The organism is Sphingomonas insulae (assembly GCF_010450875.1).
Taxonomy (GTDB): domain Bacteria; phylum Pseudomonadota; class Alphaproteobacteria; order Sphingomonadales; family Sphingomonadaceae; genus Sphingomonas; species Sphingomonas insulae.
The window spans coordinates 2,498,039-2,520,756 of the sequence record NZ_CP048422.1; the positions used below are offsets into that span (position 1 = coordinate 2,498,039).

Sequence of the window (22,718 nt, forward strand, 5' to 3'; positions counted from 1 at the left end):
GATCAGCCCGGCGTTCGGTGTCGCCTTCAGGCGTCATCGGACGGGCGTGAACCGGATGGTCGGCGGGGTACCCGCGCATCGACGTCGCGGTGGGGAAACGCGCTGCGACCGAGCGCCTGGCCATAGGCCCTGGCGAGGCCGGCGTGGGCGGCCCGCGCCTCAGGGCAAGCGGCGGTGCGCGCCTTCATCAGCGAAATCTGCTCGCGCGAAAGCAAGTAGTTGATGTCCATCACGCTGGCCTTCCGAATGTAAGCGGGAGCCCGGCCATGCGGGCGACCATCACGAGGTGCTTACCGATCAAGCGGGTGATGCGTGGATCATACCAGACATCGACGGGTCTGTCCCCTGCCCCATCGGGTGAGCGATACCGATATCCACGTCGGCCGGGTCGATCGAACGACCGGCGTTCAGGAACCGCCAAGGCGGCTTGCGTGTATGATCGTTTCAGGCCCGACTCACCGGGCCGTATCGAGGATCATTCCGATGTTCAGATCCCTGTCGATCGCCCTCGCCGGTACCGCGCTGCTCTATGGCGGCGCGCCGGCCATCGCCCAGTCCGCCAGCGACGATGCGCGGTTCGCCGCGGCCCAGCAGCGCTTCGATGCCGAACTGGCGCGATATCGCGCGGAGTTCGACCGCTACCGCTCATTCCGCGGCAATACCGGCGCCGGCGGCTATCGTCAGGCACCGGTTCCAAGCGCCTATGACGATCCACGCGGCGGCTATGACGACGAACGCGACGAGAACGGCTATGACGCGTCGCGCTATTATCGCTCCGGCCCCAATTACCGGGAACGCGTGCTGAGCAACGACGAGCGGGTCTATGCCGGCAACGACGGGCGCTATTATTGCAAGCGGAGCGACGGCACCACGGGCCTGATCGTCGGCGGTGCGGCAGGCGGCATTTTGGGCAACGTGATCGACGGTGGCCGCAGCCGCATCGTCGGGACACTGCTGGGCGGTGCGGCCGGCGCACTGGCCGGCAAGGCGGTCGACCAGAGCCAGTCGCAGGTCCGCTGCCGCTGACGACGCGTGGCGGTCAGCCCCCCCGCTCGACCGCCATCAGCGTGACGCCGTCATATTTCTCGGCGGCAGGTTCGAACAGGGTGTGGGGCGTGAACGCGCGCGCGGTGAGCGCGGGATCGCCCAGCCCGTCGAGCTTGAACGTGCCGAGCTTTTCCTCGCGTGGCGGCTTGCCGTCGCGCTCGACGGTGATCGCGTCGACGTAGATCTCGCCATGGCGGGTGTAGAGGATGTGGGGGGCGATGGTTACCGACCCCTTGTTATAGGTCGCGGTGACGGCCAGCTGGCGGACGATCGCTTCGAACAGCGTCGGCACCGGTCCGGTCGGCGCACCGGCAGCGGTTGGATTATCAGTCATCGCACTCACCTTAGCGAGCCATGCTGCGATGCAGCAAGTACCCATTCACATGCGCAACGCCCGGGTGCGGTCAGCGGTTCAGCTGCACCAGACCTTCGAAGACGTCGATCTCAAGCGGCTGCTGGAATTGGCAGCCGGCCGCATAATCGTCGGCCCATTTGACCTCCGCCACCACCGACCCGACGCCAGGCAGGGTCAGCCAGATCAGGCTTCCCTTCGCGAGGGCCGAATAGGTCTGAAGACGCGCACCGTGGATCGAGATATCGACGACCTTGCACAGGGTCCTGACGCCCTTGCCGATGTGCGCATCCAACGAAACCGGCGCACGCATGGAGCGGCGCCGGCCGTTGGCATCTGCTGGTTCGAATTCCGCAGCGAACATACGCCAAGTCTATGCGGCTGTAGTTAACGCCCGGTATACAAACGCGGTTAGCCCTTGCGCAGGGTCAGACCGCCGCCGAAGCGCTTGTTGAAGCGGGCAACCTGGCCGCCCGAGTCGAGCATCGTGCCGCGACCACCGGTCCATGCCGGATGCGCTAGCGGGTCGATGTCGAGCGTCATCGTGTCGCCTTCCTTGCCCCAGGTGGAGCGGGTTTCGAACACGGTACCATCGGTCATCTGGACCTTGATGGTGTGGTAGTCGGGATGGGTATCTTTCTTCACGTCACACGCTCCTGAAGCGGCTGGTTCCGACCAGCCTGGAAGAGAAGCGGCGCCCCTAACGGAGCGCCGCGATATTGTCAAAAGGTCACGAAAGTCGCGCTTGCGTCACCCCTTGGGCGGATCGGCGATCATGGCGGTAAAGTTAGCTTCTGCAACCACTTGCCCGTCGATCTTCGCGATACCTGCGAACTTGCACACCGAACTGCGCTTTTGGACGAACGTCGCCTCCAGCCGCAGCAACACGCCAGGTTCAACCGGCTTGCGGAACTTCGCGCCGTCGATCGCCATGAAATAGACGAGCTTGCCCGAACCCGCGAGGCCGAGGCTTTCGACCGCAAGGATGCCGGCCGCCTGTGCCAGCGCCTCGACGATCAGCACGCCCGGCATGATCGGCCGACCAGGGAAGTGCCCCTGGAAGAACCCTTCGTTGATCGTCACCGCCTTGATCGCCGCGATCGACCGGTCGAGGATCAGTTCCTCGACGCGGTCGACCAGCAGCATCGGATAGCGATGCGGCAAGGCTGCCATGACCCGCCCGATATCGAGCGGACCAAGTACCCGAGGTGCGTCGTCGCTCACCCGGATCGCGCCTTAGCGACCCTGCGGGGTCGCGCGCGGCGTCGCGGCGGGCGCGGGCGCCGGCGCGGCCGTGCCGGTCGGCGCCGGAGCACCCGCCTGCTGACGGCGGGCGGCGTTCGCGTATACCAGCTGGCGGTATTGCTGCAGCAGCTCGACGGTCTGCTGCTGCGGCTGCCAGTTGGCGGGCGGCGTGATCGGCACGGTCGGCGTGGTGCGATCGATCTCGGCGATGATGTCGCGCGTCACGTCCGTCGCCGGCGGCGCGTACTGGATCGCATTCGGCGCGAGTACGATGCTGATCTTCTTGGCGGCGACGACGGCGCGCAGCGCCGGATCGTACTTGTTGACGATCTGTTCGAGCGCATAGGCCTGCGCCTTGATCGCCGGGCCCTGTGCGGCCTCGATGCCGGGCTGCGCCTTCTGCTGCGCGGCGCGGACCTGATTGCCGATGGCGCTGTTCGGCGCTTCTGCGGCAGCGGCTTCGGCCTGGCTGACCTGACCGTCCTTGTTGGTGTCGAGCAGACCGCGCAGCTGCGTGTTCAGCGCGGTCTGGGCGGCGGCGGCCTGGTCCAGCTGCGCCTTGTAGGTGGTCGAGATCTGCGTGTTGGCAGCATCGAACGCCTTGGCGCTGAAGATCGCGGCATCGGCCTGCGCCGTGGCGATCCCGGCCGTCTGCGCCGACGCCGTACCGGCGAGGAGCGCGACGGAAGCGACGGCGATCGCCGACGCGCAAGTCTTGGTGATGGTCTTCATTAGAACTGCGTCCCTACGTTGAAGGTGATGAGTTTGGGGTCGTCGCCCTTCTGCTTGACCAGCGCCTTGGCGAGATCGATGCGGAGCGGGCCGAACGGCGAATTCCAGTTGACGCCGACACCGATGCTGACGCGCGGCGTGGCGCTGGAGCCGTAATAGGTCTCCTTGAAGGGCTGGATCGGGGTGTCGTATGCGATCGAATTGGTGCTGGCCCCGGCACAGGCGCCGCCTGCCGCCGCCGAATAGCCGATCGCGCAGGTCGTGTAGGCGCCGGCATTGGTCGCATCCGTGGTCGGTACCAGATACAGCTGACGACCCGCCGAGTCGGTCAGCAGGCGCTGGATCGGCAGCACGGTCACGTTGCCCGCGGCATCGGTGATCGTCGGGAAGGTTGCGGTCGGCAGCGGCCTGGTCAGCGCGAACAGGCTGCCAGCCTGGACGTAGACCGAAGGACGCAGACCCAGTTCGCGCGCACCGGCGCCGAGCGGAATCTCCAGCTCGGCACGGACGAGGTAATAGGCGCGGCCACCCAGCGCATCGTCGACCAGCTGGTTGCGATCGGTGATCAGCACCTGCTTGCCCGTGGTCGGATCGGGCTGGTAATATTGACGCTGCACGCGCGGCCCGATGCCGCGGATGTCGAAGCCGCGGAACTGCGGTTCGCCGAGGTAGAAGCGGTCGGTGATGCGGATCTTGTCGGTGCCCTCCGGACGAGCCCCTTCCAGCGAGTGGATATACCCCGCCTCGCCGACCAGCGAGCCGATGAAGCCCGAGCCGACGTTGACGAACTTCGATCCTTCCAGACGCGTGCGGATGTACTTCACGTCGCCGCCGAGGCCGGCGAAATCCTGGCTGAAGCTGAGACGCTGGCCCGCGGTCGGGCGCAGGCGGCTGTTGAGGCTGTCGTAGATCAGCGAATAGCCGGCCGACGACGTCCAGCGATTGCCGATCGCCTCGCACAGATAACGCCCGGCCTTCAGGATGTCGCACCTGCCGTTGGTGTAATATGTGCCCTCGTCGAGGCCGACTTCGTCGTAGGACAGGCCGTAGCGGCCGGCGAGCGACCAATATTCGGTCAGCGGCACGCCGGTACGGATCTGGAAGCCGGTGGACACCTGCGAATAGGTGGTACGGCGATCGGTGCCGATATAGTTGAACGAATTATAGTCGCGGCGGAACACGTCGACGCCGACGGCGACGTTCTTGTCGAACAGGTACGGCTCGGTAAAGCCAAGCTCGATCGACTTGGAATAGGTCGAATAATTGACGCCGGCCCGCAGCACCTGGCCCTTGCCGCGGAAATTGTTCTGCGTGATGTTCGCCTGGATGATGAAGCGTTCGAGGCTGGAATAGCCGACCGACAGCTGCAGCTCGCCGGTCGATTTTTCCTCGAGGTTGGTTTCGAGGACGATGCGATCGGGGGCGGAACCGGGGTTCTGCTTGATCTCCATCTTGTCCTGGAAAAAGCCCAGGCTGTTGATGCGGTCCTGCGAACGCTTGACCTGGAAGCTGTTGAACGCATCGCCTTCGGCCAGACGGATCTCGCGGCGGACGACCTTGTCCTGCGTCTGCGTGTTGCCGTTGATGTCGATCCGTTCGACATAGGTACGCTGCGCCTGCGCGATGTGGAAGTTCATCCCCATCGTCAGCGTTTCGGGATCGCGCTGGAAGTCGGGCGATACGTCGGTGAAGGCGTAGCCGAACAGGCCCGCCGATTCGCTCAGCTGGTCGACCGAATCCTCGACCATCTTGGCGTTGTACCATTCGCCCTTCTTGATCGGCAGCGATGCGGCGAGCTTCTTGTTGTCGAAGTCGCGGATCTCGCTGTCGACGGTAACGTCGCCGAATTTGTAGCGCTTCCCCTCTTCGACGACGTAGGTGATGATGAAGTCGCGCTTGTCCGGGGTCAGCTCGGCGACCGCACTGGTGACGCGGAAATCGGCATAGCCCTGCGTCAGGTAGAACTGGCGCAGCTTCTGCTGGTCGTAGTTCAGGCGATCCTGATCGTAGGACGTGTTCGACGACAGCAGGCGGAACCAGCGCGATTCCTTGGTGACCATCTCACCGCGCAACTTGCCGTCGTTGAACACCTCGTTGCCGATGATGTTGATCTGGCGGACCTTGGACTTGGGCCCTTCCGTGATCTCGAACACCACGTCGACGCGATTCTGGTCGAGGCTGACCATCTTGGGGCTGATGACCGCGGCGAAGCGACCCTGGCGACGATACAGCTCGATGATCCGCGACACGTCCTGGCGGACCGCGGTGCGGGTGAAGATCTGGCGTGGCGCGAGCTTGATCTCCTTTGTGATCTTGTCGCTCTTGAGCGCCTTGTTCCCCTCGAGGATCACGCGGTTGATGATCGGATTCTCGCGGATGCGCAAGACGATATCACCGGTCTCGACGCCCGAGATCGAGAAATCGACGAACAAGTCGGACGCCTGCAGGTCCTTCAGCGCCTGATCGAGGGTTTCCGCGGTGTAGGGAATGCCGACGCGCAACTTCGTGTAGGACAGGACCGTTTCCGGTTCGATGCGCTGCGACCCCTCGACGCGGAGCGTCTTGATCGTGCGCACCACCGCTGGCGTTGCGGAAGCCTGGGCGGCAGCCTGAGCGGAAGCGGCGGCGGGCGTTGCGGATGGCGCGGGAGCGGCAGCCGGAACCGGCGTGGTCTGGGCCATCACCGGCACGCCGGACAACATGGTGCCGGCGAGCAGCGCGGCGCCCCTGGCCACGAACATGGAACTCTTCATCGCTGTCACTCAACCCACCCCAAATACGTCAGGATACTCATATGCACCGGTAGACGCAGAAACCTGCCCTGCCCCAACCCGGTCAGCCGATCAACCCGGCGAGCCGTTGCCACAGGCCAACAGCGCTCAAATCATTGAAAGTCACGACCAGCATCAGCGCCAGCACCGCGGCAAGGCCGCCACGGAACGCCCATTCCTGCACACTGGGTTCGAGGGGGCGGCGGCGGATCGCCTCGATCGCGTAGAAGAACAGGTGACCGCCATCCAGCATGGGTACTGGCAGCAGGTTGATGAACCCCAGATTGATCGACAGCATCGCGACCAGCCAGACGAACGCCGACAGCCCAAGCGCCATTTGTTCGCCGCTGATCTTCGCTATCCGGATCGGCCCGCCGAGTTCGTCGATCGAGCGGCGCCCGCTGATGATCTGTCCGATGGTTTCGAGCGTGCCGCCGATGATCTCTCCGGTCATGCGGACGCCGGCGGCCGGCGCCGCGAGCAGGCTGACCGGCGCCAGCACGGGATCGCCGCTGCCGATACCGATCCGGCCGATGCGATATTCGTTGCCGAAGCGATCGCGCTGGTGGACCACGCCGATCGCGAGCGGCCGGTCGACCTGGCGTCCGGCGCGATCGATCCGCACGACGGTCTGCGCGCCGGGGCGGATCAGGGCATAGCGGGCGACGTCCGAAAACGTCTCGATCCCGGTGCCGTCGATCGCGACGATGCGGTCGCCGGGTTGCAACCCCGCCTTCGCTCCCGGACCGCCGTCGATCACCGTGCCGATCACCGCCGGCGTACGATCGACGCCATAGGTATGGGCGAACCCGGCGAGGATCAGCACCGCGAGGACGAGGTTGATCGCAGGCCCCGCGGCGACGATGATCGCGCGCTGCCACAAGGGTTTGGCCTGGAACGTCTGCGCCCGCTCGGCAGCGGGGAGCGAGAGCCATGCCGCATCGGGCTGGCTGGCGGGGTTCATGTCGCCGGCGAAGCGGACGTAACCACCGAGCGGCAGCCAGCCGAACTTCCAGCGGGTGCCGCGGCGATCGGTGAAGCCCGCGATTTCCCGACCGAAGCCGATCGAAAACGCCTCGGCCTTCACGCCGAACAGGCGCCCGGCCAGATAGTGACCCATTTCGTGGATGAAGACGAGCGGGCCGATCGCGCACAGGAACGCGAGCACGGCCATCAGGACGCCGGGGGACTGGATCAAGCTACGCAATCCTTCACGCGTGCACCGTCACACGCTCTCGAGCACGCCCCTGTATCTGCTCGTCCGCCATTCGTCGTGCCTCGCCATCGATGACGAGGACCGCCTCCAGCGTGTGCGGAGCCGGCGGATCGTAGCGCTCCAGCGTATCGGCGACGATTGCGGCAATTTCGAGGAAGCCGATGCGCCGGGCGAGAAACGCCGCGACCGCGACCTCGTTGGCGGCGTTGAGGATCGCCGGGCGCGCGCCACCCGCCTGGAGCGCGGCGCGGGCGAGGGCCAGCGCCGGGAAGCGGACGGGGTCGCAGGCCTCGAAATCGAGACGACCGATCCCGACCAGGTCGAGCGGTGCCATCGGTGTCGCCATCCGGTCGGGCCAGGCGAGCGTGTGCGCGATGGGGACGCGCATGTCGGACGGGCCAAGTTGCGCGAGCATCGACCCGTCGACGTAATCGACCATCGAATGGATGACCGATTGACGATGGAGCACCACCTCGATCCGTGCAGGATCGACCGGGAACAGGCGTGCCGCCTCGATCAGCTCGAGGCCCTTGTTCATCATCGTCGCACTGTCGACGCTGATCTTCGCGCCCATCGACCAATTGGGGTGCGCCACCGCCTGTTCGACGGTGACGTCCGCCATCCGCGCCGACGACCAGTCGCGAAACGGGCCCCCGCTGGCGGTCAGGATGATGCGCCGCACGCGTTCCGGCCGGGCGAAGTCGAAACATTGGTAGATGGCGTTATGTTCGCTGTCTGCTGGCAGCAGCGTCGCGCCCGACCGCGCGGCGGCGGCGAGGATCACCTCGCCCGCGGAGACGAGCGGTTCCTTGTTGGCGACCACCACGGTCCCGCCATGTTCGATCGCGGCCATCACCGGCGTCAGACCGGCACATCCGACGATCGCGCCCATCGTCCAGTCCGCCCCCGCGGCAGCATCGCAGATCGCCTGCGCCCCACCTGCCGCCTGCGTCGCGGTGCCGGCCAGCGCATCGCGCAGTGCCGGCAGGCAGCGTTCGTCGGCGACGACCGCGCATTCCGCACGGGTCCGGATCGCCGCGGCGGCGAGGCTGGCGACATCGCAATTGGCGGTGAGCGCGCGGACGCGGAATCGGTCCGGCTCGCGTTCCACCAGATCGAGGGTGGAGGTGCCGACCGATCCGGTCGCACCCAATATCGTGACGGTCTTCATATCAAAATGCCAGCGGCACGACGACGAGCAGCGCGGCGAGCGGCATCACCGGCACCAGCCCGTCCAGCCGGTCGAGGAAACCGCCATGGCCGGGGATGACGCTGCCGGAATCCTTCACCCCCGCCCGGCGCTTCAACCAGCTTTCGTAGAGGTCCCCGCCTTGCGCCACGATCGCCAACAGCGGCGTCGCCACGACGAACCGCAGCGGCAGGAGGTAGACCCGCTGCATGACCAGCGCGAGCAGCGTCGCGAGGGCGATGCCGCCGATCAATCCCGCCCAGGTCTTGTTCGGGCTGACCCGCGGCGCAAGCTTCGGGCCACCGATGCTGCGGCCGGCGAAATAGGCGCCGATATCCGTCGCCCAGACGATCGCCAGCGCCCACAGCGCATTGCGGATGCCGTCGGGCTCATGCCGGATCAGCAGCAATGCGTAGATCGGCAGGCCGCAATAGAGCACGCCCAGCCCCAGCTGCGGCCGGCGCGTGACGATGGTGAGGAAGAAGAAAGCCCCGACCAGCAAGCCGAGCGCAAAGAAGTTGGGGCCGGCCGCGATCGGGCACATGATCGCCAGCGGCACGAACAGCACATATTGGCCGAGCCGCTTGGTCTTGGCTTCGGCGCCGTGCAGATCGCTCCACTCGGCCATCATGAAGACGCCGGCGGTGACCGTCAGCAACCAGAAGGGGAAGCCGCCGAGCGCCAGCGCGACGAGCGCGACGGCGATGAGGCCCAGCCCCGTGACGGTGCGGATGGCAAGCTCCGACGGGCGCTTGCGCGGGGTGTCGTCGCTCACAGGCCGCCGTAGCGCCGCTGGCGCTGGCCGAACGCGGCGATCGCGTCCGCCAGCGTATCGCCGGTGAAATCCGGCCACAGCGTGTCAATGAACAGCAATTCGGCATAGGCCGCCTGCCATAGCAGGAAGTTCGACAGCCGCTGCTCGCCCGACGACCGGATGACGAGGTCCAGCGGCGGCAGGTCGGCGGTGTCGAGCTGCGCCTCGATATCGTCGGCGGTGATCGCGGCGGGGTCGATCTCTCCCGCCGCAGCCCGTGCCGCGAGCGCGCGGGTGGCAGCGACCAGTTCGGCCTGCGACCCGTAATTGAGCGCGATGACCAGGATCGGGCCGGTGTTGGCCGCGGTCTTCGCCACGGCATCGTCGACCAGCGCGACCAGATCGGGCGCGAACCGGCGATAATCGCCGATGACGCGCAATCGCACGTTTTCCGCGACCAGTTCGGCAAGGTCGCTGCGGATGAACAGCCGCAACAGGCCCATCAGCGCACCGATCTCGTCCTCCGGCCGGCGCCAGTTCTCGCTGGAGAAGGCGTACAGCGTCAGCGCCTCCACCCCCATCGCACGCGCGGCGCGGGTGACGCGGCGCACGGCCTCGACGCCGGCCTTGTGACCGGCGACACGCGGCAGCATCCGCGCCTTTGCCCAGCGCCCGTTGCCGTCCATGATGATGGCGACGTGCCGTGGCACCGGACCCGTGTTCGGGACCGCTACGAGGGACGCGGCAGAGGCTGCCGGCGGGCTCACTTGCCCAGGATTTCCTTTTCCTTCGCAGCAGCCGCCGCATCGAGATCGGCTACGGTGGCGTCGGTGAGCTTCTGCACCTCGGTTTCGTGGCGCTTGCGCTCGTCTTCGCTGATGACGCCCTTCTTCTCGTCGGTCTTCAGGCTGTCCATGCCGTCGCGGCGAACGTTGCGCACCGCGATACGCGACGCCTCGGCATATTTGCCGGCGAGCTTGGCCAGTTCCTTGCGACGCTCTTCAGTCAGGTCGGGGATCGGCAGGCGCAGCGTCTGGCCGTCGTTGATCGGGTTGAGACCGAGACCGGCCGAACGGATCGCCTTTTCGACGGGGCCGACGTTGGACTTGTCCCAGACCTGCACCGACAGCATCCGCGGTTCGGGCACCGACACGGTGGCGACCTGCGCCAGCGGCATGTGGCTGCCATAGACCTCGACCGTCACCGGATCGAGCAACGCGGTGGAGGCGCGGCCGGTACGCAGGCCGTTGAGATCGTGCTTCAGCGATTCGACGGCGCCGGCCATGCGGCGTTCGAGGTCGGCCTTGTCATAGGCTGCCATGGAATTACTCCTGTTCGCTCTGGACGATCGTCGAGATGCCTTCACCGTTCAGAACGGCGGCGAAATTGCCGTGTTCGCGGATGTTGAAGACGACGATCGGGATATTGTTGTCGCGGCACAGCGCGATCGCGCTGGCGTCCATGACCTTGAGGTCGTCGGACAGCACGCGCGAATAGCTGACGGTGTCGTAGCGGGTCGCCGTCGGCACCTTTTTGGGATCGGCATCATAGACGCCGTCGACGCTGGTGCCCTTGAACAGTGCATCGCACTTCATCTCGGCGGCGCGGAGCGCGGCACCGGAATCGGTGGTGAAGAACGGGCTGCCGACACCGGCGGCAAAGATGACGACGCGGCCCTTTTCCAGGTGACGCTCGGCGCGGCGGCGGATGAAGGGTTCGCACACCGACTGCATCGGGATGGCGGACTGCACGCGGGTGTCGACGCCGATCTGCTCGAGCGCATTCTGCACCGCGAGCGCGTTCATGACGGTCGCGAGCATGCCCATGTAGTCGGCGGTCGCGCGCTCGATCCCCTTGGCGGCGGCGGACAGGCCGCGGAAAATGTTGCCACCCCCGACGACGACGCACAGCTCATAGCCCTGCCCCCGAACGTCCGCGATCTCCTGCGCTACGCGTGCGGTGATCTCGGGATCGATGGCCAGGCCACCCTCCCCCATGAGCACTTCGCCGGAGAGTTTCAGCAAGATACGTTTGAAGCGGGGGCCGGCGGTCATGGGGTCCTGACGGTAAGGTAAAGCGGGCCGGACCTTAGGCGGCGATGCCAACAGGGGCAACCTCGGCTGGGCGCGTCCGGTCCGGTGCACCGGAATTTGTCGAAACAGACACGAAAAATCCTTCCCGGGCACGGGACAGGCGACTGCCGCCGGGCGGGCTAGGGGAACCGGGCGGTACGCACGCCCGGCATCGCCCCTTCGCCATCCAACCCGCGAACGGCCGCCTTCCCCATGCCGGGAAGGATCCGATCGTTACTTCTGGGCGACGCCCGAAGCGGCCGCGACTTCCGCGGCGAAGTCGGACGCTTCCTTCTCGATGCCTTCGCCGAGCTGGAAGCGGACATAGTCCTTCAGCACGATGGTGGTGCCGGCGTCCTTGCCCGCCTTGGCCACGACGTCGCTGATCTTGGTCTTGCCGTCCATGACGAACAGCTGGCTGACCAGCGCGTGCTCCTTGCGGAACTTGGCGATGCCGCCCTCGACCATCTTGGCGATGATGTCGGCGGGCTTGCCCGATTCGGCGGCCTTTTCGGTCGCGATCGCACGCTCGCGCTCAATCTCGGCTTCATCGAGGTCTTCCTCGTTCAGCGCCTTCGGGAAGGCGGCGGCGATGTGCATCGCAAGCTGCTTGCCGAGACCCTGCAGCACCTCGTCCGAGGCATCGGATTCGAGGGCGACGAGCACACCGATCTTGCCGAGGCCGGGCGAGGCCTGGTTGTGGACGTAGGACACGACGGCGCCCTTCGCGACTTCCAGCCGCTTGGTGCGACGCAGCGACTGGTTCTCGCCGATCGTCGCGATGTTGTTGGTCAGCACGTCGGCGACGCTGGTGCCCGACGGCATCGCCTCGGCCTTCAGCGCCTCGATGTCGCCACCGGTGGCGAGCGCGATCTGCGTGACCTCGCGCACGAACTGCTGGAACTGGTCGTTCTTCGCGACGAAGTCGGTTTCCGAATTCACCTCGACCGCCGCACCCTTGGTGCCCGCGGTGGCGACGCCGACGAGGCCCTCGGCAGCGGTACGGCTCGACTTCTTCTGTGCGGCAGCCAGGCCCTTGGTACGCAACCAGTCCAGCGCGGCATCCATGTCGCCGGCGGTCTCGTTCAGCGCCTTCTTGCAATCCATCATGCCGGCGCCGCTCTTCTCACGCAGGTCCTTGACCATCGCTGCGGTAACTTCAGCCATGTGCGTAATCCTTTTACTCGAATGTGATTGCGGGCGAGGCGGGGCTCCAGGGCTCCCGCAAAGTCATACTTTGCGGGCAACCCAGCCGCCCTACCCCGCCCGCATGACGGTTCGACGACGTGCGTTACGCGTCGATCTGACGCTCGGTCTCGGCGCCGGCGCCTTCGACGTTGGTCGCGGCCTGCGCTTCCGGCTCTACGGCCTGAACGTCGTCCGCCTGTGCCGCCGGCGTCGGCACGGTCAGCGCCTCCTCGGTCGGTGCGACATCCTGCGCACCCAGATCGACGCCGCGGCGCGACTGCTGCTCCTGGTTGCCGCGGGTCGCCGCGATGGCGATCGCTTCGCAATACAGGCGGATGGCGCGGCTGGCGTCGTCGTTCGCGGGAACCGGGAAGGCGATGCCGTCTGGCGACACGTTCGAATCGAGGATCGCAACGACCGGGATGCCAAGCGTGTTGGCTTCCTTGATCGCCAGCTCTTCCTTGTTCGCGTCGATCACGAACATCACGTCGGGCACGCCGCCCATGTCGCGGATGCCGCCGAGGCTGAGTTCCAGCTTGTCCTTTTCACGGGTCAGCTGCAGCACTTCCTTCTTGGTCAGGCCGTGCGTGTCGCCCGAGAGCTGCTCTTCGAGGCTCTTGAGGCGCTTGATCGAGTTGCTGATCGTCTTCCAGTTGGTGAGCATGCCGCCCAGCCAGCGGTGGTTGACGAAATGCTGGCCCGAACGGCGCGCCGCATCGGCGACGGCGTCCTGCGCCTGGCGCTTGGTACCGACGAACAGCACCTTGCCGCCACCGGCGACCGACGACGAGACGAATTCGAGCGCGCGCGCGAAGAGCGGCACGGTCTGCGAGAGGTCGAGGATGTGGACGCCGTTGCGGTCGCCGAAGATGTAGGGCTTCATCTTCGGGTTCCAGCGGTGGGTCTGGTGGCCGAAGTGCGCACCAGTCTCGATGAGCTGCTGCATGGTGACGACGGGAGCCGCCATAGGATAATTCCTTCCGGTTGAGCCTCTGGGAAGCGGATGACGTCACACCTTGCGGAGCGGCGCACCGGGCTATGATGCTTCCCATGCGGGGTTGAGGGGCGCGCCATTACCGGAACGGTTTGCGCAACGCAAGCCGAACGTTCCCGCTTGACTCATAGAACGTAGGTGGAACATACAGCGTCCAGACAGTGGACATGAATGTTCCGATCGCGGTTAAGGCACTGTAAAGTGTCCGAAACGGCATAAATCGGTGCGGGAGTGGAACTCACTGACAAATCATTGGTTTATCGAGTTATCCACAGGTCGCTCGTGAACCTGGCCCGGAGTTGGTTCGATGGTTGCAGTGATCAGTGTTCTCGTCTTCGTCGGTGCTTTCATGGTCGCCATCGGCGTCATGGCAGCGACCGTGGCGCCACAATGGCGTCGGATCGTCAGCCTTGCGTCGGGCAACGTCGAACCGGCCTTTGCCCCGCTTTCGGAACTCGCATTGGCCGAACGGCGCATCGCCGTCAGGCGCTGGGCGTCGGCTCCGATCCCCGCGGGCGTTCGCCGGCTGCGCGCAGCCGCCTGACACGATTATAGCTGGCCACACTGAACGGTATGGTCAGCAGGTAACCTACACAGATCGCGCTGAGCGTATGCCACGGCGCCGAAACCAGCGCGGCGCCCAGCAGCACGACGACGGCAATGGCTTCGAACCGGACGGTGCGACGCAGTTTCAGCGAGGTCCACGAGAAGGTCGCAACACTCGATACCATCAGGACGGCGATGAAGGCGACCCAGGCCGCCACGATATACGGCGAAGCGAATATTGGCTGGTCGGTCCAGAACCAGAAATACATCGGCAGCATCGCCAGGCCTGCCCCGGCCGGTGCAGGTACGCCGGTGAGGAATCCGGCCGATTTATGGGGCTGATCCGTCTCGTCTATCTTGGCATTGAACCGGGCGAGACGCAGGGCGCAGAATACGGCGAGGATCAGACTGCTGATCCACCCCAGCCGCGGCAGCGCCGCGAGCGACCAGAGATACATGATGAGCGCCGGCGCGACACCGAACGATATGGCGTCGGACAGGGAATCAAGTTCGGCACCGAACCGGCTTTCGCCATGGAGCATCCGCGCGATACGGCCGTCGAGGCCGTCGAGGACACCGGCCACCATGATCATGGCGACGGCGCTCTGCCACTCGCCCCCGATCGCGAAACGAACGCCGCTCAGGCCGGAACACAGCGCCAGCGCGGTCACCGCATTGGGTGCCACTGCCCGGAGCGGCAGGCCACGCGGACGTCGCGGCAGTCGACGGCGGATCAGGGTGGCGTCGCGGTCATCCATCGGATCGGCCATTATTGTGCGATGCCGGCAACGGGGACGCCGCCGACGCGGCCGATGACGGTCTCACCGGCGATGGACCGCTGACCGAGCGTCACCTGCGGTACGATATCGTCGGGCAGGAACACATCGACGCGGCTGCCGAAGCGGATGAGGCCGATGCGCTGTCCGGTCGCGACCATGTCGCCCGGCTTGACGAAGGGGACGATACGGCGCGCCACCAGACCGGCGATCTGCGTGAAGCCGATGCGGCGCCCGTCGCGCCCCTCGACGACGATATGCTGGCGTTCGTTTTCGTCGGACGCCTTGTCGAGGTCGGCGTTGAGGAACTTGCCGCTGATATAGACGACCTGGCGGATCGTCCCCGCGATCGGCGTGCGATTGATGTGCACGTCGAACACGGACATGAAGATCGACACGCGGGTCAGCGGCGTATCGCCGAGATCGCCGACCAGTTCGCGCGGTACCGGCACCTTCTGGATCATCGTGACCAGCCCGTCGGCGGGCGCGATGATGAGCCCCTCGCCGACCGGCGTCGTCCGAATCGGATCGCGGAAGAAGGTGAGCACCCAGACCACCACCGCGATCAGCGGCCAGAACAGCACCTTGGTGACGATCGTCGCGAGCAGGGTGATGCCCAGCGCGATGGCCGCATATTTGTGGCCTTCGGGATGGACGGAGGGGAAGCGCCACTTGACTGTCGTCGTCGGCAGCGGCGTGTGGGGAGGCTTTTCGAGCGATGGCATAACAACCGGGTGTACCCGTGTCGTTCATGCAACACAACGCTCGGGCGGCTCGGACTGTCGCCGGTGGTTGATCCCCCGCCCGCTTGTCCGTAGACGCGGCACCAAATTCCCCTCCCATAGGACGAGAAAATGGCCAAGATTCAGGTGAAGAACCCGATCGTCGAGATCGACGGCGATGAAATGACGCGGATCATCTGGGAATGGATCCGCGAGCGCCTGATCAAGCCCTACCTCGACATCGAGCTCGATTATTACGATCTCGGCATCGAGCATCGCGACGCGACCGAGGATCGGGTGACGGTGGAGGCCGCCAAGGCGACGCAGAAGCATGGCGTCGCCGTGAAGTGCGCCACGATCACCCCCGACGAGCAGCGCGTCGAGGAGTTCGGCCTCAAGAAGATGTGGAAGTCGCCGAACGGCACGATCCGCAACATCCTGGGCGGCGTCGTCTTCCGTGAGCCGATCGTCATCAAGAACGTCCCCCGCCTGATCCCGGGTTGGACGCACCCGATCGTCGTCGGCCGCCATGCCTTCGGCGACCAGTATAAGGCGACCGATTTCCGCGTGCCCGGCCCCGGCAAGCTGCGCCTCGTGTTTGAGGGCGACGATGGCACGCTGATCGACGAGGAGGTGTTCCAGTTCCCCTCGTCGGGCGTCGCGATGGGCATGTACAACCTCGACGATTCGATCCGCGATTTCGCGCGGGCGTCGATGCACTACGGCCTCAACCTCAAGTGGCCGGTGTACCTGTCGACCAAGAACACGATCCTCAAGGCCTATGATGGCCGCTTCAAGGACCTGTTCGCCGAGGTGTTCGAGGCTGAGTTCAAGGACAAGTTCAAGGAAGCAGGCATCGTCTACGAGCACCGCCTGATCGACGACATGGTCGCATCGGCGCTGAAGTGGAACGGCGAGTTCGTCTGGGCGTGCAAGAACTACGACGGCGACGTGCAGTCGGATCAGGTCGCGCAGGGCTTCGGCAGCCTCGGCCTGATGACCTCGGTCCTCCTGACGCCGGACGGCAAGACGGTCGAGGCGGAGGCCGCGCACGGCACCGTCACCCGCCACTTCCGCCAGCACGAGCAGGGCAAGGCGACGTCGACCAACCCGATCGCGTCGATCTTCGCCTGGACCGGCGGCCTGAAGTATCGCGGCAAGTTCGACGAGACGCCGGACGTCGTGAAGTTCGCCGAGACGCTGGAGCGCTGCTGCATCGAGTGCGTCGAGAACGGCCAGATGACCAAGGATCTCGCCATCCTGATCGGACCGGACCAGCCGTGGATGACCACCGAGCAGTTCTTCGAGGCGGTGCGGGCCAACCTCGAACAGAAGATGGCGAACTGGGGCTAAGCTTCGGTCTGACGTTGAACGGGGGTCTGGAGGCGACGGCTTCCAGGCCCCTTTTCATGTCCGCGACAATCCGGCGACGAACAGGTCGAGCGCGGCGTGCACGGCAGCGGGTTCGGGCGGCAGGCGGCGATCGAGGATCAGCAGCGTCATGCCGTGGACGATCGACCATGCCGCCATCGTCGCCGTGTCGGGATCATCGGGGTCGAAGGACGCCACCCGCCTTGCAAGGACGCGATAGGCCTCGCCGCCCGTCATGTCTCCGGGCAGGCAGCCATCCTTCGCGGCCGTGTCGGTGAACATCAGCCGGAACAGCGCCGGACGCCGCCGGGCAAAGGCGACGTAAGCGGCGCCCTGTTCCACCAGCGCCCGCCCGATCGTCTCGCGCGCGCCGTGCGTATCGGCGGCGACCAGGTCGTCATGCAAATCGGCAAACGCCCGCTCCGCCACCGCGCGCAGCAGCGCCGCCTTGTCGGGGAAATGACGATATGGCGCCATCGCGGACACCCCGGCCGCGCGGGCGACCGCACGCAAGGACACGTCGTGTTCCCCGGCATCGAGCAATTCGGTGGCGCGTTGTACCAGCAGGTCGCGAAGCGAAGGCGCAGCGGACATCGTTGTTTACACCGTAAGCAAGCAAGGTTAGTATATGGTGTAAACTGGAGCGAAGCCGATGCAAAGCCATGCCGCCCGTAGCACCGTCGATCTTGCCGCCTATCCCGATCTCGTCATGGTGCTGTTGGGATTTCGGATCGGAAGCATCCGTGGCCTGCCTTCGCTGATGCGGATCGGACGTGGATTGCGCGAGGTCACGCGCGATCGCCCCGATGGCCTGCTGTGCCACGACCAGATGCTGTTCGGCTGGAACCACCTGGGCATGAAGCAATATTGGCGCGATCTGGACGCCCTTGGCCGGTTCACCCGGTCCGCTCCGCATAGCGGCTGGTGGCGGGAATTCCTCATCGACCGGCATGGCTGCGGATTCTGGCACGAAGCGTATAGTGCGCGTGGCGGGGTCGAGGCAATCTACGTCGGCATGTCGGAACCGGTCGGCCTTGCCACCTTCGCGCCGGCGCAGCGCCCCGAAGGACTGCTGCTGTCGAGCAACGGTAGGTTGCGTGCGGACATCGCGGCCCGCCGCTGAGCACATTAGCGCCGGCCATGTACGGAGACGGGAACCGCAGGGGCTCCCGTCCTTATGGCACGGCGCCGTTGCGGTCTTCAGCCGCCGGTTGCATCATGCCGGACATCGCCATGGTTGCCGTAGCCGGCGCCCGATTCGTCGGTGTCGTTACCCGTATCGGGGGCTTGGCTTGGCGCCTCTTGACCTTCCCGGTCGCGGTCTTGCTTCTGGCCGTTCATGTCGTTGCCCTGCACCTTATCGTCCTGCGTGGTTTCGTCTGCCATGGTCGTCTCCTGTCGCTGCGTCGAAGCCCCGTCGGTGGCGAGGTCACGTTCACAACGAAGGCCGCCCGCCCGATATCCCGCAGGATCGGGACGATCGATCCATTCGGTCGTCGAGGCGGGTGCGGCGCACGACATCGTCGCAGGCGCGATGGGTGAGGGTCGCACCGGTGAAGTCCTGACTGTGTTTCCCATGTGGCGGCGGTATTGGAGCGACCGCTGGTCGCGGCGATGATGGCGCGACGGCCCGCCGGCCTGTGTCAATCGACGATCGCGTAGACGGTGACGCCGAGCTGCCGGGCTACGGGACGGTAATGCGCCGCGATGGCCCGATCGACGAGCGGCACCGTGCGACTGTCGCCATCCCGTGGCGCACGACCGGTGACGATAACCGAAGGCCTGGCGGCGAGGATGCGGGCGACTTCCGCGGCCGGGTCGACACCGATCGCCCTCCGCTCGCTCGCCTGGATCAGGTGGGACGGGAAAGGATAAGGGCCCGGCAGGCAAAAACGGCCGGCGGTGTACAGCGCCGGCGGCGCCTCGAACACGAAGGGGCAATCACGGCCGGCGTGACGGGCAATGGCGGCCGACAACGTCGCGAGGCGGCGGCGGGCATCCGCCGTTTCGCCCCGATGCGGATAGCCGCTGAGGAGAAGCAGGCCGATGGCGGCGACCGCCATCAGGCCGCGCATCGTCCCGCGATCGAGCGCAAGCCCCGCGGCGACGCCGATCGGGACCAGCAGCGGCAACGCATAATGGTTGAAGTACGGCGGAATCAGCAGCCAGCCTATAATAGCAACCGCCAGCCATGCCGCGACGAACGCCCGCGCGACGCCGCGCGTGCCGATCACACCCCGGATCGCGGCCAGAGCCGGGAGCGCCAACACCATCGCCGCGCCGGCCAATCGATCGAGGAGGGGTTCGCCCGGCGGGACGTCGCGCAGAAAGATCGAATCGACGTTGGCGAACCACCACGCATCGCCGTGACCGATCGCGGCATAGGTGGCGTAGGCCAACAGTGTCGGGAGCAGCGCCGCCGCCATGTAGCCTGCCGCCGCGACGGCGACGCGCGCGGCCGATCCCGTGCTCCGCCAGCATGCGACCAGCAGCGTCACCCCCAGAAACAGCCCTTCGAACACGACGGTCGGCTTCAATTGCAGCGCCAGCCCGACGAGCATCATGGCAAGCGCGCCGGTGCGCTTGCGATCCGCGATCGCACGCCAGACCAGCGTCGCGGCCGCGGCGACGAGCAGGTTGTAGAAGACCGGCGACTGCCCTCCCCGCCCGCCGATCAGTTCCAGCCAGACGAGATAGGTGAGGCCCGCCGGCAAGGCGCCGGCCGCCGCGCCGAACCGGCGGACCAGCCCGGCGATCAACCCGGCGGTGGCGACCGCCGCCACCGCCGCGACCGACTGATAGGCGACCACCGCATCCATCGGCAGCGCCTGCGTCGCCGCATACAGCAGGAATAGCCCGATCGGTTTGCGATCCCAGATGTCGACATAGGGGATGGCGCCGTCCCACATGCGCTGGCCTACGAGCAGGTACATCTGCTCATCGAGATCGACGAGTGGATTGCCCAGGTCTAGCAGACGCAATGCGGCCGCCGCGATCAGGAGGATCAGCCAGATCCGGAATGGGGTCATGCCGCGGGTCATGCCGCATCGTGATGCCGCAACTTGGTTAGCGGCGCGATAAGATCAGAACAATTCCCCCTGCGGGCCGGCAGGCGGCCGGAACAGGTCGGTGCGAAGCGGCGCGCTGCGGCGGGCGAGGCCGTGTTTTCGGGTGGCGATCAGGAAACGCGTTCGCATCAGCTCCGCCCATGGACCGGTGCCACGCATCCGGCTGAAGAATTCCGGATCATTGTCCTTGCCGCCGCGCAGCGCGCGGATGGTCGCCATCACCCTGGCCGCGCGATCCGGAAAATGTGCGTCGAGCCAGGCGCGGAACAGCGGCGCGACCTCATGCGGCAGGCGCACGGGAATGAAGAAACACGCCCGCGCCCCCGCCTCCGCCGCCCGCTCGACCAGATGTTCCAGTTCATGGTCCGTGATCGCCGGGATGATCGGCGCGATCGAGACGTAGACCGGCACCCCGGCGTCGGCGAGCGCCCGCACCGCCTTCAACCGCCGTTCGGGATGCGGCGCGCGCGGTTCGATCGTTGCGGCGATCTTCGGATCGAGCGAGGTGATCGACAGGGCGACACCAGCCAGGCCCTCGGCCGCCATCGGTGCGAGCAGGTCGATATCGCGGACGACGCGATCCGACTTGGTCGTGATGGTCAGCGGATGCCGGGTTTCCGCCAGCACCTGGATGATGCTGCGCGTGATCCGCCACTCGCTCTCGATCGGCTGATAGGGATCGGTGTTGGTACCGAGTGCGATCGGCGCGACGGTATAGCCCGGTTTGCGCAGTTCGGCCCGCAACAGCGCGGCGGCGTTGGGCTTGGCGAACAGGCGCGATTCGAAATCGAGGCCGGGCGACAGGTCGTGAAACGCATGCGTCGGCCGGGCGAAGCAATAGATGCAGCCATGTTCGCAGCCGCGATAGGGGTTGATCGATCGGTCGAAGCCGATGTCGGGCGAGGTATTGCGGCTGATGATCGTCCGCGCCTGTTCCACCGTCACGCTGGTCCGCAGCGGTGGCGCCGCACCGTCGATTGCGCCGCAAGCGTCCAGCCAGTCGCCATCCGCCTCGGTATGCGGCAGTTTGAACCGTTGGCTTTCGGTGTTGACGGTGGCGCCGCGGACCGGACGCTTGGCGATGGGCTGGGGCATTGCATCAAGCTAAGTCGCCATGTAGAACATAGCAAGAACTTGTCGGAGGGTGCAGGCGTATGGCGCGGTTGATGTATCTCGAATTGCCGGTGACGGAGACGGGTCGGGCAAAAGCGTTCTACGATACGGCGTTCGGCTGGACGTTCAGCGACTACGGGCCGACCTATGCAGCCACGACGACCGGTGATACGGACGTCGGTCTGGACGCCTCCCCGGATCGGGTCGCGAAGCCGTTGCCCGTCATCGAGGTGGACGACCTTGAGGCGGCGCTGGCCGCGGTCGAGGGCGCGGGCGGCACGGTGACGGTGCCGATCTTCGCATTTCCGGGCGGCCGGCGCTTTCACTTCGCCGATCCCGACGGGCATGAACTGGCCGCGATGCAAGCCGGCTAGGACCGTCGCCCGCCCTTTGGCATGAGGCGCGCCGCTATCCCAGCACGCCCGGTCGCCGCATCGCGTCTGCATAGACGGCGCGATAGCGGGCGATCATCACGGCCTCGTCATAGTCCGCCACCGCTTTCGCGCGGTTCGCGGCGCCGACGCGGGCGCGGAGTTCGGGATCCAGCACCAGCGGTTGCAGCGCGTCGCGCAACAGCACCTCGTCGCCCCCGGCGACGAAGGGCGCATTCGCGGCCGCGACCATGCGCGGCACGTCGCCCACGGGGGTGCTGACCACCGGCAGCCCTGCGGCCATGCCTTCGACGATGCTGATCGGGAATTGCTCGCTCTTCGACGACAGGGCGATGATGTCGAACGCGCCGATGAAGCGGTGCGGCCGGTCGAGGAAGCCCGGCAACACCAGTCGATCCGCGATACCCATTGCCTGCGCCGCGTCCAGGATCGCCTGCCGCTCCGGTCCTTCGCCGACGATGACCAGCCGGAACCGTCCGGACAATCCGCCGCAGGCTCGCACCAGCAGCGGCAGGTCCTTGACCGCGCGCAGGCCGGCGAGTGCGCCGATGACGACCTCCTTCGTGTCGCGCACGAAGCCGGGAATCACGCGCGGATCGGGCTTTTGCCCATACAGCGCGGTATCGATGCCGTTGGCGATGCGGTGGACGCGCGCCGGCGGCTGTTTCCAGGTGCGCAGGGCGATGCTCTCGAGCACCTGCGACGGCACTACCAGCGCCTGCGCCGCACCGAGCGCGATCCGCCGATAGACGTTGCGTTCGACCTTCAGGCCCTTCGCCTCGTCGGCGTTGAAGCCGTCCTCGTGATGCACCAGCGGCGGTGCGCCCTTCGGAAACACCCGGCGCGCCATCGCGCCGTCGATCGCTCCCCAATTATAGGACAGCACCAGGTCGAACCGCCGCATGAACGCCGCCAGCGCCTCATAGCGTGCGACCGACGGTCGTCCGGTCAGCGATGGCGCATTCTGGGCGATTTCGTAGCGGACGTGCCTGCCGATCGCCGCGCGGGCGCCGAGCTCGTCGGGAACGCCGCTGACGATGGTATGCCGCGCCGCATCGCCAAAGGCGTTCATCAGCCGGACCGCCCGCGCCTCCTTGCCGCCCAGGCTGAAGCTCGAATGAAGGTGGAGGATGTGGATCGGCTGCGGCATGCGGGCGGTCTAGCGGCGGC

The 22,718-nt window shown here is 66.2% G+C and carries 26 protein-coding genes; 4 read left to right on the top strand and 22 right to left on the bottom strand.

The features are described from left to right. Positions 1 to 26: 26 nt before the first annotated feature. On the bottom strand, positions 27 to 230 hold the full coding sequence (locus GTH33_RS13555) for a hypothetical protein (RefSeq protein WP_163956799.1): 204 nt from the start codon (positions 228 to 230) through the stop codon (positions 27 to 29). A gap of 253 nt (positions 231 to 483) precedes the next feature. On the opposite strand from GTH33_RS13555, the gene GTH33_RS13560 reads away from it, so the two are divergent. After that, positions 484 to 1,026 carry a glycine zipper 2TM domain-containing protein gene (locus tag GTH33_RS13560; protein ID WP_163958839.1) on the top strand — a complete coding sequence of 181 codons (543 nt, stop codon included), beginning with the start codon at positions 484 to 486 and terminating at the stop codon, positions 1,024 to 1,026. A 13-nt stretch (positions 1,027 to 1,039) separates the two neighbouring features. On the opposite strand, the gene GTH33_RS13565 is transcribed toward GTH33_RS13560, so the two are convergent. The 16 genes from GTH33_RS13565 to GTH33_RS13640 all read right to left on the bottom strand — a co-directional run bounded on the left by GTH33_RS13565 (position 1,040) and on the right by GTH33_RS13640 (position 15,607). Further along, positions 1,040 to 1,381 carry a WYL domain-containing protein gene (locus GTH33_RS13565; RefSeq protein WP_163958840.1) on the bottom strand — a complete coding sequence of 114 codons (342 nt, stop codon included), beginning with the start codon at positions 1,379 to 1,381 and terminating at the stop codon, positions 1,040 to 1,042. Between the two features lie 70 nt (positions 1,382 to 1,451). After that, positions 1,452 to 1,763, bottom strand: a complete 312-nt coding sequence (locus GTH33_RS13570) for a PilZ domain-containing protein (RefSeq protein WP_163958841.1) — start codon at positions 1,761 to 1,763, stop codon at positions 1,452 to 1,454. A 47-nt stretch (positions 1,764 to 1,810) separates the two neighbouring features. Further along, positions 1,811 to 2,044 carry a 50S ribosomal protein L31 gene (gene rpmE / locus GTH33_RS13575; RefSeq protein ID WP_163958842.1) on the bottom strand — a complete coding sequence of 78 codons (234 nt, stop codon included), beginning with the start codon at positions 2,042 to 2,044 and terminating at the stop codon, positions 1,811 to 1,813. A 105-nt stretch (positions 2,045 to 2,149) separates the two neighbouring features. After that, the gene (gene fabZ, locus GTH33_RS13580; RefSeq protein WP_208404019.1) at positions 2,150 to 2,572 is read right to left on the bottom strand and encodes a 3-hydroxyacyl-ACP dehydratase FabZ; all 423 of its coding nucleotides are present in this window, start codon (positions 2,570 to 2,572) and stop codon (positions 2,150 to 2,152) included. 63 nt (positions 2,573 to 2,635) lie between these two features. Continuing rightward, on the bottom strand, positions 2,636 to 3,376 hold the full coding sequence (locus tag GTH33_RS13585) for an OmpH family outer membrane protein (protein ID WP_163958844.1): 741 nt from the start codon (positions 3,374 to 3,376) through the stop codon (positions 2,636 to 2,638). Continuing rightward, positions 3,376 to 6,129: an outer membrane protein assembly factor BamA gene (gene bamA, locus GTH33_RS13590; RefSeq protein WP_163958845.1), complete on the bottom strand. Its 2,754-nt coding sequence runs from the start codon at positions 6,127 to 6,129 to the stop codon at positions 3,376 to 3,378. Before bamA ends, GTH33_RS13585 begins: the two co-directional genes overlap by 1 nt. Positions 6,130 to 6,211: 82 nt before the next feature. Then, the gene (locus GTH33_RS13595; RefSeq protein WP_208403978.1) at positions 6,212 to 7,345 is read right to left on the bottom strand and encodes a M50 family metallopeptidase; all 1,134 of its coding nucleotides are present in this window, start codon (positions 7,343 to 7,345) and stop codon (positions 6,212 to 6,214) included. 13 nt (positions 7,346 to 7,358) lie between these two features. Further along, positions 7,359 to 8,534 carry a 1-deoxy-D-xylulose-5-phosphate reductoisomerase gene (gene dxr, locus GTH33_RS13600; RefSeq protein WP_163958846.1) on the bottom strand — a complete coding sequence of 392 codons (1,176 nt, stop codon included), beginning with the start codon at positions 8,532 to 8,534 and terminating at the stop codon, positions 7,359 to 7,361. Position 8,535: 1 nt separating this feature from the next. Next, positions 8,536 to 9,327, bottom strand: a complete 792-nt coding sequence (locus GTH33_RS13605) for a phosphatidate cytidylyltransferase (protein WP_163958847.1) — start codon at positions 9,325 to 9,327, stop codon at positions 8,536 to 8,538. Continuing rightward, entirely contained in the window at positions 9,324 to 9,992 is a 669-nt protein-coding gene (gene uppS / locus GTH33_RS13610; protein ID WP_243848256.1) for a polyprenyl diphosphate synthase, read from the bottom strand. Before uppS ends, GTH33_RS13605 begins: the two co-directional genes overlap by 4 nt. A 77-nt stretch (positions 9,993 to 10,069) precedes the next feature. Continuing rightward, a complete protein-coding gene (gene frr / locus GTH33_RS13615) occupies positions 10,070 to 10,627 on the bottom strand; it encodes a ribosome recycling factor (RefSeq protein WP_163958849.1) in 558 nt (185 codons plus the stop codon). A gap of 4 nt (positions 10,628 to 10,631) precedes the next feature. Beyond that, positions 10,632 to 11,360 carry a UMP kinase gene (pyrH, locus tag GTH33_RS13620; protein WP_163958850.1) on the bottom strand — a complete coding sequence of 243 codons (729 nt, stop codon included), beginning with the start codon at positions 11,358 to 11,360 and terminating at the stop codon, positions 10,632 to 10,634. A gap of 252 nt (positions 11,361 to 11,612) precedes the next feature. Next, positions 11,613 to 12,545 carry a translation elongation factor Ts gene (gene tsf, locus GTH33_RS13625; protein ID WP_163958851.1) on the bottom strand — a complete coding sequence of 311 codons (933 nt, stop codon included), beginning with the start codon at positions 12,543 to 12,545 and terminating at the stop codon, positions 11,613 to 11,615. A 124-nt stretch (positions 12,546 to 12,669) separates the two neighbouring features. Continuing rightward, positions 12,670 to 13,533 carry a 30S ribosomal protein S2 gene (rpsB, locus tag GTH33_RS13630; protein WP_163958852.1) on the bottom strand — a complete coding sequence of 288 codons (864 nt, stop codon included), beginning with the start codon at positions 13,531 to 13,533 and terminating at the stop codon, positions 12,670 to 12,672. 509 nt (positions 13,534 to 14,042) lie between these two features. After that, the gene (locus GTH33_RS13635) at positions 14,043 to 14,876 is read right to left on the bottom strand and encodes a CDP-alcohol phosphatidyltransferase family protein (RefSeq protein ID WP_163958853.1); all 834 of its coding nucleotides are present in this window, start codon (positions 14,874 to 14,876) and stop codon (positions 14,043 to 14,045) included. Continuing rightward, the gene (locus GTH33_RS13640; protein ID WP_163958854.1) at positions 14,876 to 15,607 is read right to left on the bottom strand and encodes a phosphatidylserine decarboxylase; all 732 of its coding nucleotides are present in this window, start codon (positions 15,605 to 15,607) and stop codon (positions 14,876 to 14,878) included. Before GTH33_RS13640 ends, GTH33_RS13635 begins: the two co-directional genes overlap by 1 nt. A 129-nt stretch (positions 15,608 to 15,736) precedes the next feature. Here GTH33_RS13640 and GTH33_RS13645 point away from each other — a divergent pair, with 129 nt between their 5' ends. Continuing rightward, positions 15,737 to 16,957: an NADP-dependent isocitrate dehydrogenase gene (locus GTH33_RS13645; RefSeq protein ID WP_163958855.1), complete on the top strand. Its 1,221-nt coding sequence runs from the start codon at positions 15,737 to 15,739 to the stop codon at positions 16,955 to 16,957. A gap of 54 nt (positions 16,958 to 17,011) precedes the next feature. Here the strand turns inward: GTH33_RS13645 and GTH33_RS13650 are convergent, their stop codons facing one another. Beyond that, positions 17,012 to 17,569 (bottom strand): TetR/AcrR family transcriptional regulator, encoded by a 558-nt coding sequence (locus tag GTH33_RS13650; protein ID WP_163958856.1) that lies wholly within the window; start codon positions 17,567 to 17,569, stop codon positions 17,012 to 17,014. Between the two features lie 58 nt (positions 17,570 to 17,627). On the opposite strand from GTH33_RS13650, the gene GTH33_RS13655 reads away from it, so the two are divergent. Beyond that, positions 17,628 to 18,098, top strand: coding sequence for a monooxygenase family protein (locus tag GTH33_RS13655; RefSeq protein WP_163958857.1), 471 nt, complete (start codon positions 17,628 to 17,630; stop codon positions 18,096 to 18,098). Positions 18,099 to 18,175: 77 nt separating this feature from the next. Here the strand turns inward: GTH33_RS13655 and GTH33_RS13660 are convergent, their stop codons facing one another. From GTH33_RS13660 to GTH33_RS13670, 3 genes are all read right to left on the bottom strand, one after another. Continuing rightward, the gene (locus GTH33_RS13660) at positions 18,176 to 18,361 is read right to left on the bottom strand and encodes a hypothetical protein (RefSeq protein ID WP_163958858.1); all 186 of its coding nucleotides are present in this window, start codon (positions 18,359 to 18,361) and stop codon (positions 18,176 to 18,178) included. A 257-nt stretch (positions 18,362 to 18,618) separates the two neighbouring features. Further along, entirely contained in the window at positions 18,619 to 20,004 is a 1,386-nt protein-coding gene (locus tag GTH33_RS13665; protein WP_163958859.1) for a hypothetical protein, read from the bottom strand. A gap of 54 nt (positions 20,005 to 20,058) precedes the next feature. Then, complete coding sequence (locus tag GTH33_RS13670) at positions 20,059 to 21,138, bottom strand: PA0069 family radical SAM protein (RefSeq protein WP_163958860.1); 1,080 nt, start codon at positions 21,136 to 21,138, stop codon at positions 20,059 to 20,061. Between the two features lie 59 nt (positions 21,139 to 21,197). Here GTH33_RS13670 and GTH33_RS13675 point away from each other — a divergent pair, with 59 nt between their 5' ends. Then, complete coding sequence (locus GTH33_RS13675) at positions 21,198 to 21,530, top strand: VOC family protein (protein WP_163958861.1); 333 nt, start codon at positions 21,198 to 21,200, stop codon at positions 21,528 to 21,530. Positions 21,531 to 21,564: 34 nt separating this feature from the next. Here GTH33_RS13675 and GTH33_RS13680 read toward each other — a convergent pair whose 3' ends face one another. Further along, complete coding sequence (locus GTH33_RS13680; RefSeq protein ID WP_163958862.1) at positions 21,565 to 22,698, bottom strand: glycosyltransferase family 4 protein; 1,134 nt, start codon at positions 22,696 to 22,698, stop codon at positions 21,565 to 21,567. Positions 22,699 to 22,718: the final 20 nt, after the last annotated feature.

Excerpts from the sequence above, each read along its gene's own strand:
- GTH33_RS13555 (WP_163956799.1), bottom strand. The coding sequence starts at position 230 with ATGGACATCAACTACTTGCTTTCGCGCGAGCAGATTTCGCTGATGAAG.
- GTH33_RS13560 (WP_163958839.1), top strand. The coding sequence starts at position 484 with ATGTTCAGATCCCTGTCGATCGCCCTCGCCGGTACCGCGCTGCTCTAT.
- GTH33_RS13565 (WP_163958840.1), bottom strand. The coding sequence starts at position 1,381 with ATGACTGATAATCCAACCGCTGCCGGTGCGCCGACCGGACCGGTGCCG.
- GTH33_RS13570 (WP_163958841.1), bottom strand. The coding sequence starts at position 1,763 with ATGTTCGCTGCGGAATTCGAACCAGCAGATGCCAACGGCCGGCGCCGC.
- fabZ (WP_208404019.1), bottom strand. The coding sequence starts at position 2,572 with ATGGCAGCCTTGCCGCATCGCTATCCGATGCTGCTGGTCGACCGCGTC.
- GTH33_RS13585 (WP_163958844.1), bottom strand. The coding sequence starts at position 3,376 with ATGAAGACCATCACCAAGACTTGCGCGTCGGCGATCGCCGTCGCTTCC.
- bamA (WP_163958845.1), bottom strand. The coding sequence starts at position 6,129 with ATGAAGAGTTCCATGTTCGTGGCCAGGGGCGCCGCGCTGCTCGCCGGC.
- dxr (WP_163958846.1), bottom strand. The coding sequence starts at position 8,534 with ATGAAGACCGTCACGATATTGGGTGCGACCGGATCGGTCGGCACCTCC.
- uppS (WP_243848256.1), bottom strand. The coding sequence starts at position 9,992 with ATGGACGGCAACGGGCGCTGGGCAAAGGCGCGGATGCTGCCGCGTGTC.
- frr (WP_163958849.1), bottom strand. The coding sequence starts at position 10,627 with ATGGCAGCCTATGACAAGGCCGACCTCGAACGCCGCATGGCCGGCGCC.
- pyrH (WP_163958850.1), bottom strand. The coding sequence starts at position 11,360 with ATGACCGCCGGCCCCCGCTTCAAACGTATCTTGCTGAAACTCTCCGGC.
- tsf (WP_163958851.1), bottom strand. The coding sequence starts at position 12,545 with ATGGCTGAAGTTACCGCAGCGATGGTCAAGGACCTGCGTGAGAAGAGC.
- rpsB (WP_163958852.1), bottom strand. The coding sequence starts at position 13,533 with ATGGCGGCTCCCGTCGTCACCATGCAGCAGCTCATCGAGACTGGTGCG.
- GTH33_RS13635 (WP_163958853.1), bottom strand. The coding sequence starts at position 14,876 with ATGGCCGATCCGATGGATGACCGCGACGCCACCCTGATCCGCCGTCGA.
- GTH33_RS13640 (WP_163958854.1), bottom strand. The coding sequence starts at position 15,607 with ATGCCATCGCTCGAAAAGCCTCCCCACACGCCGCTGCCGACGACGACA.
- GTH33_RS13645 (WP_163958855.1), top strand. The coding sequence starts at position 15,737 with ATGGCCAAGATTCAGGTGAAGAACCCGATCGTCGAGATCGACGGCGAT.
- GTH33_RS13650 (WP_163958856.1), bottom strand. The coding sequence starts at position 17,569 with ATGTCCGCTGCGCCTTCGCTTCGCGACCTGCTGGTACAACGCGCCACC.
- GTH33_RS13655 (WP_163958857.1), top strand. The coding sequence starts at position 17,628 with ATGCAAAGCCATGCCGCCCGTAGCACCGTCGATCTTGCCGCCTATCCC.
- GTH33_RS13660 (WP_163958858.1), bottom strand. The coding sequence starts at position 18,361 with ATGGCAGACGAAACCACGCAGGACGATAAGGTGCAGGGCAACGACATG.
- GTH33_RS13665 (WP_163958859.1), bottom strand. The coding sequence starts at position 20,004 with ATGACCCCATTCCGGATCTGGCTGATCCTCCTGATCGCGGCGGCCGCA.
- GTH33_RS13670 (WP_163958860.1), bottom strand. The coding sequence starts at position 21,138 with ATGCCCCAGCCCATCGCCAAGCGTCCGGTCCGCGGCGCCACCGTCAAC.
- GTH33_RS13675 (WP_163958861.1), top strand. The coding sequence starts at position 21,198 with ATGGCGCGGTTGATGTATCTCGAATTGCCGGTGACGGAGACGGGTCGG.
- GTH33_RS13680 (WP_163958862.1), bottom strand. The coding sequence starts at position 22,698 with ATGCCGCAGCCGATCCACATCCTCCACCTTCATTCGAGCTTCAGCCTG.